The 12753-nt window shown below is 69.8% G+C and carries 13 protein-coding genes; 7 read left to right on the top strand and 6 right to left on the bottom strand.

The window, feature by feature from the left end; all coding sequences use genetic code 11:
• Window positions 1–121 precede the first annotated feature (121 nt).
• The 5 genes from JJ685_RS09805 (at window position 122) to JJ685_RS09785 (ending at window position 4766) form a co-directional block, all read left to right on the top strand.
• Window positions 122–1378: an ABC transporter substrate-binding protein gene (locus JJ685_RS09805; protein ID WP_201674063.1), complete on the top strand. Its 1257-nt coding sequence runs from the start codon at window positions 122–124 to the stop codon at window positions 1376–1378.
• Window positions 1379–1384: 6 nt separating this feature from the next.
• Window positions 1385–2239, top strand: a complete 855-nt coding sequence (locus tag JJ685_RS09800) for a branched-chain amino acid ABC transporter permease (protein ID WP_201674062.1) — start codon at window positions 1385–1387, stop codon at window positions 2237–2239.
• 94 nt (window positions 2240–2333) lie between these two features.
• A complete protein-coding gene (locus tag JJ685_RS09795) occupies window positions 2334–3317 on the top strand; it encodes a branched-chain amino acid ABC transporter permease (protein WP_330901739.1) in 984 nt (327 codons plus the stop codon).
• A complete protein-coding gene (locus tag JJ685_RS09790) occupies window positions 3314–4069 on the top strand; it encodes an ABC transporter ATP-binding protein (RefSeq protein WP_201674061.1) in 756 nt (251 codons plus the stop codon). Before JJ685_RS09795 ends, JJ685_RS09790 begins: the two co-directional genes overlap by 4 nt.
• Complete coding sequence (locus JJ685_RS09785) at window positions 4059–4766, top strand: ABC transporter ATP-binding protein (RefSeq protein WP_201674060.1); 708 nt, start codon at window positions 4059–4061, stop codon at window positions 4764–4766. The genes JJ685_RS09790 and JJ685_RS09785 overlap by 11 nt, the downstream gene beginning before the upstream one ends.
• On the opposite strand, the gene JJ685_RS09780 is transcribed toward JJ685_RS09785, so the two are convergent.
• A complete protein-coding gene (locus JJ685_RS09780; protein ID WP_201674059.1) occupies window positions 4759–5382 on the bottom strand; it encodes a TetR/AcrR family transcriptional regulator in 624 nt (207 codons plus the stop codon). The two genes, JJ685_RS09785 and JJ685_RS09780, sit on opposite strands and share 8 nt — an antisense overlap.
• A gap of 76 nt (window positions 5383–5458) precedes the next feature.
• The gene (locus JJ685_RS09775; RefSeq protein ID WP_201674058.1) at window positions 5459–6424 is read right to left on the bottom strand and encodes a recombination-associated protein RdgC; all 966 of its coding nucleotides are present in this window, start codon (window positions 6422–6424) and stop codon (window positions 5459–5461) included.
• A 220-nt stretch (window positions 6425–6644) separates the two neighbouring features.
• Between JJ685_RS09775 and JJ685_RS09770 the strand changes: the two genes are divergently transcribed.
• Entirely contained in the window at window positions 6645–7982 is a 1338-nt protein-coding gene (locus tag JJ685_RS09770; protein ID WP_201674723.1) for an MFS transporter, read from the top strand.
• On the opposite strand, the gene JJ685_RS09765 is transcribed toward JJ685_RS09770, so the two are convergent.
• Window positions 7983–8684, bottom strand: coding sequence for a glutathione binding-like protein (locus tag JJ685_RS09765; protein ID WP_408015463.1), 702 nt, complete (start codon window positions 8682–8684; stop codon window positions 7983–7985).
• 62 nt (window positions 8685–8746) lie between these two features.
• Between JJ685_RS09765 and JJ685_RS09760 the strand changes: the two genes are divergently transcribed.
• Window positions 8747–9433 (top strand): hypothetical protein, encoded by a 687-nt coding sequence (locus JJ685_RS09760; protein WP_201674057.1) that lies wholly within the window; start codon window positions 8747–8749, stop codon window positions 9431–9433.
• A gap of 46 nt (window positions 9434–9479) precedes the next feature.
• Here the strand turns inward: JJ685_RS09760 and JJ685_RS09755 are convergent, their stop codons facing one another.
• From JJ685_RS09755 to JJ685_RS09745, 3 genes are all read right to left on the bottom strand, one after another.
• Window positions 9480–10754, bottom strand: coding sequence for an acyl-CoA dehydrogenase family protein (locus tag JJ685_RS09755; protein WP_201674056.1), 1275 nt, complete (start codon window positions 10752–10754; stop codon window positions 9480–9482).
• A 29-nt stretch (window positions 10755–10783) separates the two neighbouring features.
• Window positions 10784–11893 carry a phosphotransferase gene (locus JJ685_RS09750; protein WP_201674055.1) on the bottom strand — a complete coding sequence of 370 codons (1110 nt, stop codon included), beginning with the start codon at window positions 11891–11893 and terminating at the stop codon, window positions 10784–10786.
• A gap of 102 nt (window positions 11894–11995) precedes the next feature.
• Entirely contained in the window at window positions 11996–12721 is a 726-nt protein-coding gene (locus JJ685_RS09745) for a Crp/Fnr family transcriptional regulator (protein WP_201674054.1), read from the bottom strand.
• Window positions 12722–12753: the final 32 nt, after the last annotated feature.

Raw genomic sequence — 12753 nt, 5'->3', positions numbered from 1 at the left:
CCCTGCTGCGTACGTGCCCTTGCCGGAGCGCGGCGGCCGCCGGCCCCCGGATAAGCCCTGTATGCCCGAGGGGATGAAATTCGCTTGAATGGCAGCTCCATCGTCGTCCAGGAGCTCCGCCATGCCTGCAGACCACTCCGGCCTTCTTCCCCGCTCCCTCGCCCGCTCCGCGCTGTTCGCGCTCGGTACCGCCGTGCTCGCCCTGGCCGCGCCCTCGGCGTTCGCGCAGGGAAAGCCCATCCGCATCGGCGTGCCCACCGCGATGCAGCTGCAGGTCGGGCGCGACACGCAGGATGCGATCAAGCTGGCCATCGACGACATCAACGCCAAAGGCGGCGTGCTGGGGCGCAAGCTCGAGATGGTGGTGGCCGACGAGACGGAGAATCCCGAGACCGGCATCAGCGCGATCAAGAAGCTCACCGCCGACGAGAAGGTCGACGTGCTCATCGGCGGCTACACCAGCGGCGTGACGCTGGCGCAGCTGCCGCACATCTCCGCCGCGAAGACGATCTACCTGGGCGTGGGCGCCGCCTCGCCCTCGATCACGCAGAAGGTCAAGCAGGACTACGACAACTACAAGTACGTGTTCCGCGTCGGACCCATCAACGCGGCCAACCAGGCGCGCGAGCTCACCGGCTTCATCTCCAACTTCGTCAAGGGCGAGCTCGGGATCAGCAAGATCGCCATCGTGGGCGAGAACGCCAAGTGGGTGCAGGACCTCGTGCCGGTGCTGAAGAAGGGCGCCACCGAGGCCGGCGCCGACATCCGCGTCACCGAGTTCTTCGACACCCAGACGGCCGACTTCTCGCCGCTGTTCTCCAAGGTGAAGGACTCGGGCGCGCAGTACCTCGTGGTGATCCTGTCGCACGCCTCCAGCGACACCTTTGCCAAGCAGTGGCACGACGCGCGCTTCCCCATGCCCTATGGCGGCATCGACGTGAAGAGCATGGACGGCGACTTCTGCGACCGCATCGGCGCCAAGTCGGTCGGCCAGCTGGCGGCGAATTTCGCGGTGCGTGCGCCGCTCACGCCGCGCACGATCCCGTTCTTCGACGACTTCAAGAAGGCCACCAACCGCTCGCCGGTGTACACCGCCTTCGGCGCCAATGACGCCGTCTATATCTACGCGGACGCGGTCAAGCGGGCCGGCTCGGTCGAAACCGACAAGGTGATCAAGGAACTGGAGAAGACGAACCACGTGGGCATCCCCGGCATCATCCAGTTCGACGAGATGCACGACGTGAAGCCGGGCACGGCCACCTACAAGGGCCCGTCCTTCCTGCTGGCGCAGTGGCGCGACGGCTGCAAGCGCGAGGTCGTGTACCCGAAGACGCAGCGCACCGCGGACTTCAAGTATCCGAGCTGGATCAAGCAGTAAAGCCGCGTGCTCGAGATCCTGATCGTCGGGGCGGTGAGCAGCGCGATCTACGCGATGCTCGCCGTCGGCTTCACGCTCATCTTCGGCGTGGCCCGCGTGCTCAACCTGGCGCATGGCTCCTTCTATGCGCTGGGCGCCTACGGCGCCTACTTCCTCACGTCCTCCCTCAAGTGGCCCCTGCTGCCCGCGGCGCTGGCGGCCATCGCGCTGGTGGCGCTGTTCGGCGTGGCGGTGGAGCGCGTCTTCGTGCGGCCCATGCGCAAGTCGCAGCTCGCGGTGCTGATGATCACGCTGGCGGTGGCGCTGGTGGTGGAGCAGGCCCTGTTCCTCACCTTCGGCTCGGAGTACCGCAACGTGCCGTCCTTCGTCGACGCCAAGTTCACCTTCGGCGGCGTCGACGTGGCCGGCTCGCGCCTGCTGGCCCTGGGCGTGAGCGTGGTGCTGATCGCGGCGCTGTGGCTGTTCATCCAGCACACGCGGCTCGGCTCGGCCATCCTGGCGATCTCGCAGGACGCGCAGGCGGCGCAGTACGTCGGCATCCCGAGCGACCGCATCTTCTCGGTGGTGATGGGCCTCTCGGCGGCGCTGGCCGCGGCGGCGGGCATCCTGGCCGGGCCCTTCCTGAGCGTGCAGCCCACCATGTGGCTGCTGCCGATCGTGAAGGCCTTCGCCATCGTGGTGGTGGGCGGGCTGGGTTCGATCCCGGGCAGCATCGTCGCCGCGCTGATGCTCGGTTACGCCGAGACCATCGTGGCCTATGCGGCCTCCACGTCCTGGACGGAGATCGTCTCGGTGCTCGCCACGCTGCTGATGCTCGTGGTGCGGCCGGCGGGCATCTTCGGCCGGCGCGCGGCCTTCTGAGAAATGTGTGCCCCCACGCTCCTCACTACGTGTAGTCGCTGCCCCCCGAGGGGGCGCAAGCCTCCTAGAGGCGGCTCGTCGGAGGCTTGAGGCCGTGCTGCGCAGCCGACTCGACCTCGCCGCCGCGGCCGCCTTCGTCGCCGCCATGGCGATCCTGCCGCTGGTCTTTCCCAGCAACTACCTGATCGGGGTGCTCACGGTCAGCGCGATCTACGGGATGTGGGCGGTGAGCTGGGACTTCATGTCCGGGCTCACCGGGCGGGAGAACTTCGGCCACAGCCTGTTCATCGGCGTGGGCGCCTACACGGCGGGCTTCCTCAACACCAGCTTCGGCGCCAATCCCTGGTGGAGCCTGCCCGCCGCGATGGTCATGGCGGTGCTGTTCGCGCTGCTGATCGGCGTGCCGACGCTGCGCCTGAAGGGCCCTTACTTCGCGCTCGCGATGCTCTCCGGGGCCGTGATCATGCAGCGCCTGATGCTGATCTTCTGGGAGCACACCGGGGGCGAGGAGGGCATCAACGGCCTGACGCCGCTGATCCGCTCGCAGCTGGGGTTCTACTATCTCGTGCTGGGCACGCTGGTGGCGATGACGGCGCTGCTGCTGGCGCTGGCGCGCTCGCACTGGGGGCTGATCCTGCGCGCGATCCGGGGCGACGAGGCGACCTGCCAGGCCGCCGGCATCAACGTCACCTTCTACAAGATCGCCTCGCTGGTGATCAGCGCCGCCTGTGCCGGCGCCGCCGGGGCCATGTACGCGCACTACCAGCTGCAGGTGAGCCCGCAGCTGTTCGCGGTGGTCACCTCCATCACCATCATCACCATGGTCTACGTGGGCGGCATGGGCACGATCTACGGGCCGGTCGGCGGCGCCGTGCTGCTGGTGCTGATGACCGAGCTGCTGCGGCGCTTCGGCGAATGGCGGCTGATGGTCTACAGCTGCACGCTGATCCTGATCCTGTTCTACCTGCCCAACGGGCTGGTGGCGCCGCTGTGGCAGCGCCTGCGCGGGCTGTTCCGCCGGCGCGGCGAGGCGCCGCGGGTGGAGGTCGCGCCGGACGTGATGGAGCAGCAGGCATGAGCGCACTGCTGGAAGTCGCGGGTTTGAACAAGCGCTTCGGCGGCCTGCACGCGCTGCGCGACTTCGCCTGCACGGTGCAGCAGGGCGAGATCGTCGGCATCCTCGGCCCCAACGGCGCTGGCAAGACGACGCTCTACAACCTGCTGACCGGCTTCATCGCGCCGGACCCCGGCGCCCGCATCGTGTTCGACGGCCAGAGCCTCGTGGGGCTGGCGCCGCACCGGATCGCGGCCCGGGGCATCTCGCGCACCTTCCAGCTGTGCCGGCCCTTCGCCGGGCTGACCGTGCTGGAGAATGTGGTCGTGGGTGCGTTGGGGTCGCAACGCGGGCGCGGCGCCGACCTGGAGGCGCGCGGGCGCGAACTGCTGGCGCGCGTCGGACTCGCGGGCCGCGAGCAGGTGAGCGTCGACGTGCTCTCCTACGGCGACCAGCGCCGGCTCGAGATCGCGCGGGCGCTGGCCGCCCGCCCGCGGCTGCTGCTGCTGGACGAGCCGTTCGCCGGCCTGGGCAGCGGCGAGATGGCGGACCTGTCCGCGCTGCTGCGGCAGGTCCACGCCCGGGAGGGGCTCACCGTGGTGCTGATCGAGCACAAGCTGCGGGAGTTCATGAGCCTCGTGCAGCGCGTGATCGCGCTCGATTTCGGGGCCGTCATCGCCGAGGGGCCGCCGGAGGAGATCGTGCGCCATCCCGCGGTGATCGAGGCCTACATCGGCCGCGAGGCCGGGGTCGCGGAGGGCGCCCATGCTCCTTGAGGTGCGCGAGCTGTCCGTGGCCTACGGCAAGGCGGTGGCGCTGGAGAACGTGTCGCTGGAAGTGCGCGCCGGCGAGTTCGTCGCCGTGCTGGGCCCCAACGGGGCCGGCAAGAGCACGCTGCTGAAGGCGATCTCGCGCGCGCAGCCGTCCTCGGGCACGCTGCGCTTCCGCGGCGAATCGCTGCAGCCGCTGCCGGCGCACGCGGTGGTGGGCAAGGGCATCTGCCATTGCCCGGAAGGACGGCGCCTGTTCCCCGAACTCACGGTGATCAAGAACCTGATGCTGGGCGCCTGGCTGCGCAGCGACCGCGCGGCGGTGGAGGCGGACCTGGACCAGGTCCATCGCCTCTTCCCCGTGCTGAAGGAGCGCGGCGCGCAGGTGGTGGGCACGCTGTCCGGCGGACAGCAGCAGATGGTGGCGATCGGCCGGGCGCTGATGGGCCGGCCGGCGCTGCTGCTGCTCGACGAGCCCTCGGTGGGGATCGCGCACCGGCTCAAGGTGGAGATCTTCGACGCCATCAAGCGCATCCAGGCGAACGGCACCGCCATCCTGATGGCGGAGCAGGACGCCCAATCGGCCCTGCGCGTGGCCGACCGCGTCTACGTGCTGGAGCACGGCCAGGTGGGACGCAGCGGCAGCAGCGCGGAACTGGGCTCGGACGACTACATCCGCCAGGCCTACCTCGGCGTCAATTGAACGCCCGCAGGCTGGCGGGGGAGCGAAGCGAAAGGCCCGCGACCAGCCGCGCGCCCAGATCCGCCGCGACCAGCAGCCGCCCCAGCAGCACCTGCGTCTTGCGCGTCCCCGGCGATTCGTCGACCAGCCAGCGGGCGAACACCGCCAGGAAGATGGTGGTCAGCACCGTCTCGGCCCCTTCCCGCCGCCAGCCCGCGGCGGGAAGCATGGCGACCTCGCGGATCCACTGCACCGTGTCGCTGATGCGCAGCACGCCGCGCACCTGCAGGTGCACGTGCTCGGGCTGCAGGCGGTAGCCGATCATTTCGCGCGTGAGCCGGCGGTGGCCCGCCAGCGCGTCGAGCCAGGCGGAATAGGCGAACTGCAGTCGCTGCTTCTGCGGCACCTGCTGCCAGCCGGGCGTCTGCGCCAGCCGCAGCAGGGCCGCATCCGCCAGGTCGAACCAGGCCTCGGCCAGCGCGTCCTTGTTGCGGAAGTGGCGATGGATGTCGGCCAGGCCGACGCCCATCTCCCGCGCGACGTCGAACAGGTGGATGCGGTCCCAGCTGCTCTTCTCCGCGAGTTGCAGCGCGACCTCGAGGATGGCGCTCTTTGCGAGTTGCGCTTCGGCCTGCATGGCGGCACCTCCATGCGGGCATGCTGCCACAGGAGGGTGCGCACCGGAACCGAAGCGAGGGTTTGCGCCCGGGGCCTCAGGCGGCGAGCGCCTCTTCGGCAGCAGGCGCCATGCCCGGCGACAGTTCTCCGCCCAGCGCCTCCAGCAGGTCCGGGATCAGTTCCGAGAGCTCGCCCGTGAGGATCGCCGCGTTGGTGTCGAAGCCTTCGTCGTCCTTGCCCTTGGTGCCCTCGGCTTCCTTGACCACCACGTCCAGCATCTTGAGCCTGCGGATCTGGCCGGCCTCGCCGAGCACGAAGGACACGCGGTCGTTCCACGTCATCGCGAGTTGCGTGGGCATCTTGCCCGCGGCGATGTGCTGGGCCACCTCGTCGATTTCCAGCGTGTGGCGCGAATAGCGCACGGTGGACTTCTGTTCGTCCGGGGCCTTGAGCTCGCAGTCGCGGTCGACGGTGAAGCGCCAGGGCGCCTCGCGCGTGGACAGCCAGTGCGACATCGACGCGGCCGGGGAGGTCTGCGTCTGGATCAACTGCAGGTCCAGCGCCGGGCCCGCCCCGGGCACCTCCAGCAGGGCCGCCAGGAGGGAGGATACGATGCGGTCGGCCGCGGCCAGGCTGCTGGCGTCCACCACCAGCAGCTTCGCGCGCGGGTCCAGCCACAGCAGGGTGGTGCTGCGCTTGCTGAAGGCGCGCGGCAGCAGGTCCAGCAGGACCTCCTCCTTGAACTCCTTCTTCAGCTTGGACGGCACGCGCTCGTTGCCGGTCTCGGCCTTGTAGCGCTCGACCTTCTCCTCCACCGCGGCCTTCACCGCGGAGGCGGGCACCGCGCGCTTCTCGGTGCATTGCTTCAGGATCAGGTGGCCGGCGATGGTCTCGGCGAACAGCTTGCTCTTGTTGCCGCGCGGCGCGACCCAGCCGGACGACTCGGGCTGGGTGGGACCGCAGGGGACGAAGGGGGTCTTGTGCAGCACGCGCTCGAGCGCGGCGAGGTCGGGCAGGACGAAGTCCTCCGCGACGCGGAAGAAGCAGGCGTTCTTGAACATCGGAAGTGCGGCGAGGCGTCCGGCGCGTGCCGGAGCAGGGACAAAGAGCCGATTGTAGGCTGGCGGTGAGCCGCGCCAGCGCGCGACCCCCCGCGCCGGAAAGTCCCCGGGACAAAAGGTTTGCGTGCATACCGATAGACTCCGCCCGGTGCAGAAGAAGTACGAAGAGGGGACCCCCGTGCTCCCCGACGGCCTGCCCGTTCCCGCGCGCTACTGGGCGATGGCCGCGATCCTCCTGGGCATCGCGCTGTCGGTGCTCGACGCCACCCTGGTCAACCTGGCGCTGCCGGACATCGCCCGGCATTTCGGCGCCTCGCCCGCGGCCGCCGTGTGGGTGGTCAACGCCTACCAGCTCGCCACGCTGGGCCTGCTGCTGCCCTGCGCCAAGCTGGGCGAGCGCCTGGGTTACCGCAAGGTCTACCTGGTGGGGCTGGCCGTGTTCACCACGGCCTCGCTCGCCTGCGTGCTCGCGCCCTCGCTGCCGCTGCTGGCGCTGGCGCGGGCGGTGCAGGGCTTCGGCGCCGCCGGCATGATGGCCGTGAACGCGGCGCTGGTGCGCCTCACGTATCCCTCCTCGGTGCTGGGGCGCGGCCTGGCGCTCAATTCCTTGGTGGTGGCGACCTCCTCGGTCGCCGGGCCCAGTATCGCGGCGCTGGTGCTGTCGGTGGCGTCCTGGCCCTGGCTGTTCGTGATCCAGGTGCCGCTCGGGCTCGCGCTGCTGGCGGTCGGCCGGCGTGCGCTGCCGTTCAACCCGGCGCGCAGCGGGGGCCAGCCCCTGCGGGTTGCCGAGGTCGCGATGAACATCGCGATGTTCTCGCTGGTGTTCCTGGGAGTGGACGCCCTGGGTGCGCGGCGGGGCGGCGTGCCCGATGCGCGCATGCTGGCGACCGGCCTGGGCCTGATCGCGCTGGGCGTGGCGGTGGCGTGGATCTACGTGCGCGGGCAACTTCGGCGGCCGGCGCCGCTGTTCCCGGTGGACCTGCTGCGCATCCCGGTGTTCGCGCTCTCGATGTGCACCTCGGTGACGGCCTTCGCGGCCCAGACGCTCGCCTTCGTGGCCTTGCCCTTCCTGCTGCTGCAGGGGCAGGGCCGCAGCCACCTGGGCGCCGGCCTGCTGATCACCGCCTGGCCGGCGGCGGTGGTGGTGATGGCGCCCATCGCGGGCCGGCTGGTGGGCCGCCATCCGGCGGGCGTGCTGGGGGGCATCGGGCAGGGTGCACTGTCGCTGGGCCTGCTGTGGCTCGCCCTGCTGCCGGCGCAGCCCGTCCCCTGGCAGATGGCCGTGCCGCTGATGCTGTGCGGAGCCGGCTTCGGCTTGTTCCAGTCGCCCAACAACCACACCATCGTGACCAGCGCCCCCTTGCAGCGCGCCGGGGCGGCCAGCGGCATGCTGGGCACGGCACGGCTCACGGGCCAGTCGCTGGGCGCGGTGCTGCTGGCCCTCGTCTTCAGCGTGGTGGGGGTGCAGGGCGGCGGGCCGGCCATCGCTTTCGCGCTGGCCTCGGCGCTCGCCGCCGCCTCGGCTGCCTTCAGCCTGCTGCGCCTGCGCTCCGCGTGATCAGCGCCGCTGGTACTGCGTGGCGCCGAACAGGATCTCCCGCGCCTTCGGGTCTTCCGTGATCGGCTTGCGCAGTTCCGCCAGCACCTTCACGCCGCGCTGCACCGCGGGCCGCTCGGCGATCGCGTAGAACCAGCGCTCCAGGCGCGGATACTCCTCCAGCACGATGCCCTGGTTCTGCCAGCTGCGCAGCCAGGGGAAGGTGGCGATGTCGGCGATCGAATACTCGTCCCCGCCCAGCCAATGGCTTTGCGCGAGGCGCTTGTCGATCACCCCATAGAGCCGCCTGGCCTCGTTGGTGTAGCGGTCGATGGCGTAGGGCAGCTTCTCGGGGGCGTAGATGCGGAAGTGGTGCGCCTGTCCCAGCATGGGGCCGACGCCCCCCATCTGGAACATCAGCCACTGCAGCACTTCGTACTTCGCGCGGTCGCCCGCGGGCAGGAAGCGGCCGGTCTTGGCGGCCAGGTAGACCAGGATCGCGCCCGACTCGAACAGCGAGACCGGCTCGCCGTCCGGCCCGTCGGGATCGACGATCGCGGGGATCTTGTTGTTCGGGCTGATCTTCAGGAAGTCGGGCTTGAACTGCTCGCCGGCGCCGATGTTCACCGGGATCGCCTCGTAGGGAAGGCCACATTCCTCGAGCATGATGTGGACCTTGTGCCCGTTGGGCGTGGGCCAGGAATAAACCGCTATCGTCGACACGCAGAAACCTCCTGTTTCAAATAGACTGGGGACCGGAGAACTCTAGGGCATACGGCATTCGCATGTTCGAACGCATCCGGAAGGCCTTCCAGCGCGAGCCGAAGGAGCGCGACGGCGAAGACGCGTCCTCGCACTCGTCGCACGGCCCCGTGTCGGAATGGGCGGCCTCGCGCGGCATGAGCTTTTCCACCGCGCCGCTGGGCCACACCATGTCGATGCAGGGCGAGGTGGGCGGCCATCCCTGGCGCATGGAACTGGGCAAGCCCAACCGCGACTACATCCCGGGCGAGGAACTGCGCGCCCGCGCCGACCTGGGGGTGTTCGGCGAGGTCGGCGCGCTGATCATCAACCGGCCGCTGAAGGATGCGCTGGAACGCCGCGCCTACAGCATGATCACCGACACCCTGCAGACCACCGCCGACCCGCGCCTGCCCGAGGAGATGCGCTGGCTCGCCATCTACGACGAGATCGGCTGGGAGGGCGCGCCGCAGGCGTTCTGGGAGCGCTACGCCGTGCTGGCGGACAAGCGCGAACACGCGCTGGCCTGGGTGGAGGATTCGCTGATCGACCTGCTCCTCGGCTGGCCTGCGCCGGCGCCGGGGCCGCAGGTGCCCTTCCTGATCGTGCTGCTGCGCGGCAAGTGCTACCTGCGCATGCAGTACCTGCCCCCGGTGACGTCCACGCTGGATCATGCGACGCGGGTGTTCACGGCGGCGTGCGAGAGCGCGCTGGGGGCGTTCAAGCGCTGAGTGCCCCCACCCGGCCCTCCCCCGGGCGGGGGAGGGAGCAGGGGGATCACGCCCCGCGCGTGACGGGCGCAGGGGCGCTCTTGCCGAAGCTGCCGTACTTGCCCAGCTCCCACTTGGCGATCGCGTTGCGGTGCACTTCGTCCGGGCCGTCGGCGAAGCGCAGCGTGCGGGCGTGCGCATAGGCCTGCGCCAGCGGGAAGGCGCCGGAGACGCCGCCGCCGCCGTGGGCCTGGATGGCCCAGTCGATCACCTGGCAGGCCATGTTGGGCGCCACCACCTTGATCATCGCGATCTCGGTCCGGGCGACCTTGTTGCCGGCGATGTCCATCATCCACGCGGCCTTCAGCGTCAGCAGGCGCGCCATGTCGATCTTGCAGCGGGCCTCGGCGATGCGCTCCTGCGTCACGGTCTGCTGCGCCACCGGCTTGCCGAAGGCCACGCGCTCCAGCGAACGCTTGCACATCAGCTCCAGCGCGCGCTCGGCCAGCCCGATCAGGCGCATGCAGTGGTGGATGCGGCCCGGGCCGAGGCGGCCCTGCGCGATCTCGAAGCCGCGGCCCTCGCCGAGCAGGATGTTGCCGGCCGGCACCCGCACGTTCTCGAAGTACATCTCGGCGTGGCCGTGCGGCGCGTCGTCGTAGCCGAACACGTCCAGCGGGCGCACGATGCGGATGCCGGGCGCGTCCGCCGGGATCACGATCATGCTCTGCTGCGAATGCCGGGGCGCGTCCGGGTCGGTCTTGCCCATGGTGATGTAGACCTTGCAGCGCGGGTCGGGCGCGCCCGAGATCCACCACTTGTGGCCGTTGACCACGTAGTGGTCGCCGTCGCGCTCGATGCGGGTCTGGATGTTGGTCGCGTCGGAGGAGGCGACTTCCGGCTCGGTCATCGCGAAGGCGGAACGGATCTCGCCTTCCAGCAGCGGCTTGAGCCACTTCGCCTTGATCTCCTCGGAGCCGTAGCGCGCCAGCGTCTCCATGTTGCCGGTGTCGGGCGCCGAGCAATTGAACACCTCGGAGGACCATGGCACCCGGCCCATGATCTCGGCCAGCGGCGCGTATTCCTGGTTGGTGAGGCCGGCGCCCTCGTAGCCGGAGTGCCTGGCGCTGTCGACCGGCAGGAACAGGTTCCACAGGCCGGCGGGGCGCGCCTTGAGCTTGAGCTCCTCGATGATCGGGATCGGCGACCACCGCTTGCCGGCCTCGGTGTTGGCCTGCAACTGCTTCTTGTACGTGCCCTCGTTGGGATACACATGGTCGTCCATGAACTTCTGCAGGCGCGCCTGGAGTTCTCGGGTCTTGGCGGAGTATTCGAAGTCCATGCTGTGTCTCCTCGGAGGTGGGTAAGGGATCAGGCGCGCTGGGCGAAGCGCCAGGCCAGTTCCGCCATCGGCCGCGCCCGGCTGCCGGCGTCGGCGGCCTGCGGGCTGGAGGCGGTGCCGGCCTCGAAGCGCTTGGCGATGCCCTGCAGGATCGCCGCGATGCGGAACAGGTTGTAGGCCAGGTAGAAGTTCCAGTCCGCCTTCAGGTCGGCCACGGTGACCAGGCCGGTGCGGTCGCAGTAGCGGCGGATGTAGTCGTCCTCGGCCGGGATGCCCAGCGACTGCAGGTCGAGGTCGGCGATGCCGCGGAAGGCGCCGTGCGGGATGTGCCAGGACATGCAGTGGTAGCTGAAGTCGGCGAAGGGGTGGCCCAGCGTCGAGAGTTCCCAGTCCAGCACCGCGATGATGCGCGGCTCGGTCGGATGGAACATCAGGTTGTCCAGCCGGAAGTCGCCGTGCACGATGGACACCTTGGACTCGTCGCGCGCCGCCGCCGGAACGTGCGCCGGCAGCCAGTCGAGCAGCTTCTCCATCTCGGGGATGGGCTGGCTCATGGGGCCGGCGCCGTCGGTCGAGGCCTTGTACTGCTTGCTCCAGCGGCCGATCTGGCGCTCGAAGTAGTTGCCCGGCTTGCCGTAATTCGCCAGCCCGCGCTCGGCGAACTTCACCGTGTGCAGCGCCGCGATCACGCGGTTCATCTCGTCGTAGATCTCGCCGCGCTGCGCAGGCGTCATGTCGGGCAGGCCCTGGTCCCACAGCACGCGGCCCTGCATGAACTCCATGACGTAGAAGGCGCGTCCGATCACGGACTCGTCCTCGCACAGCACGTGCATGCGCGGCACCGGCACGTCGGTGCCCGCGAGCCCGCGCATCACCGCGAACTCGCGCTCCACCGCATGCGCCGAGGGCAGCAGCTTCGCCACCGGGCCGGGCTTGGCCCGCATCACGTAGCTGCATTGCGGCGTCACCAGCCGGTAGGTGGGGTTGGACTGGCCGCCCTTGAACATCTCCACCGTGAGCGGGCCGCGGAAGCCTTCGAGGTTCTTTTCCAGCCAGGCGGTGAGCGCGCCGGTGTCGAAGGCGTGCTGCCCGGACACGGCCCGGGTGCCGACGAAATGGTCGAAGCTGTTGTCGGTCATTTTGTGATCCTCCCCCAGGCTTGTCCGCCATGCGGCCTGCGCCTCCCCCCTCCGCAAGCGGAGGGGGCGCGCGCCTTCGGGCGGCCGTGCGGCGCGCGCCGGCTACCTCTCATTGTCGGCCTCGACGATGCGCATGAGGCTGTCGCGGTTGCGCACCACCAGCCCGCCCGGCTCGATGCGGATGACGTCCTCGCGCTCCATCTGCTTGAGCTCCTGGTTGACCCGCTGGCGCGAGGCCCCCAGCAGCTGCGCCAGTTCCTCCTGCGCGAGCTGCAGGCCGATGCGCACCTCGTGGCCGTCGGCGAGCGAAGGCACGCCGTAGCTGCGCACCAGGTGCACCAGCTGCTTGGCGAGACGCGCGCGCAGGGGCAGGGTGTTGAGGTCCTCCACCAGCCCGAACAGCTGGCGGATGCGGCGCGAGTGCAGCTTGAGCAGCGCCTCGTACAGCTCCACGTGCAGCGACAGGATCTTCTGCAGGTCCGCGCGCGACACCAGCAGCATCGTGGTGTCCCCGTGCGCCCAGGCGTCGTGGGTGCGCCGCTCGCCATCGAAGATCGCGACGTCACCGAACCAGATCCCCGGCTCCACGTAGGTGAGCGTGACCTGCCTGCCCGTGATGGAGGTGGAACTCACGCGCACGGCGCCGCGCGCCACCGCGGTCCAGAACTCGGCCGGGTCGCCGCGGGCGCAGATCAGTTCGCCGTCCTTGTAGCGTTTGACGAAGGCGCATCGGAGGATGTCGTGGCGCAGGGAGGGGGAGAGGCTGGAGAACCAGCGGCCATTGTTGATGGCCGCGCGTTCGTCGATGGTAAGAATCGGATCGTCCATGGTCTGTCTTGTGAGCGACTGCCGGCCCGGTT

Source organism: Ramlibacter monticola, from assembly GCF_016722785.1.
GTDB classification, from domain to species: domain Bacteria; phylum Pseudomonadota; class Gammaproteobacteria; order Burkholderiales; family Burkholderiaceae_C; genus Ramlibacter; species Ramlibacter monticola.
Note: the sequence above shows the minus strand (reverse complement) of the source record. Positions and strands in the feature narration are given on the sequence as shown.

Bases quoted from the DNA above. Each gene is read 5' to 3' on its own strand.
- JJ685_RS09805 (WP_201674063.1), top strand. From the start codon at position 122: ATGCCTGCAGACCACTCCGGCCTTCTTCCCCGCTCCCTCGCCCGCTCC.
- JJ685_RS09790 (WP_201674061.1), top strand. From the start codon at position 3,314: ATGAGCGCACTGCTGGAAGTCGCGGGTTTGAACAAGCGCTTCGGCGGC.
- JJ685_RS09785 (WP_201674060.1), top strand. From the start codon at position 4,059: ATGCTCCTTGAGGTGCGCGAGCTGTCCGTGGCCTACGGCAAGGCGGTG.
- JJ685_RS09780 (WP_201674059.1), bottom strand. From the start codon at position 5,382: ATGCAGGCCGAAGCGCAACTCGCAAAGAGCGCCATCCTCGAGGTCGCG.
- JJ685_RS09775 (WP_201674058.1), bottom strand. From the start codon at position 6,424: ATGTTCAAGAACGCCTGCTTCTTCCGCGTCGCGGAGGACTTCGTCCTG.
- JJ685_RS09770 (WP_201674723.1), top strand. From the start codon at position 6,645: ATGGCCGCGATCCTCCTGGGCATCGCGCTGTCGGTGCTCGACGCCACC.
- JJ685_RS09760 (WP_201674057.1), top strand. From the start codon at position 8,747: ATGTTCGAACGCATCCGGAAGGCCTTCCAGCGCGAGCCGAAGGAGCGC.
- JJ685_RS09755 (WP_201674056.1), bottom strand. From the start codon at position 10,754: ATGGACTTCGAATACTCCGCCAAGACCCGAGAACTCCAGGCGCGCCTG.
- JJ685_RS09750 (WP_201674055.1), bottom strand. From the start codon at position 11,893: ATGACCGACAACAGCTTCGACCATTTCGTCGGCACCCGGGCCGTGTCC.
- JJ685_RS09745 (WP_201674054.1), bottom strand. From the start codon at position 12,721: ATGGACGATCCGATTCTTACCATCGACGAACGCGCGGCCATCAACAAT.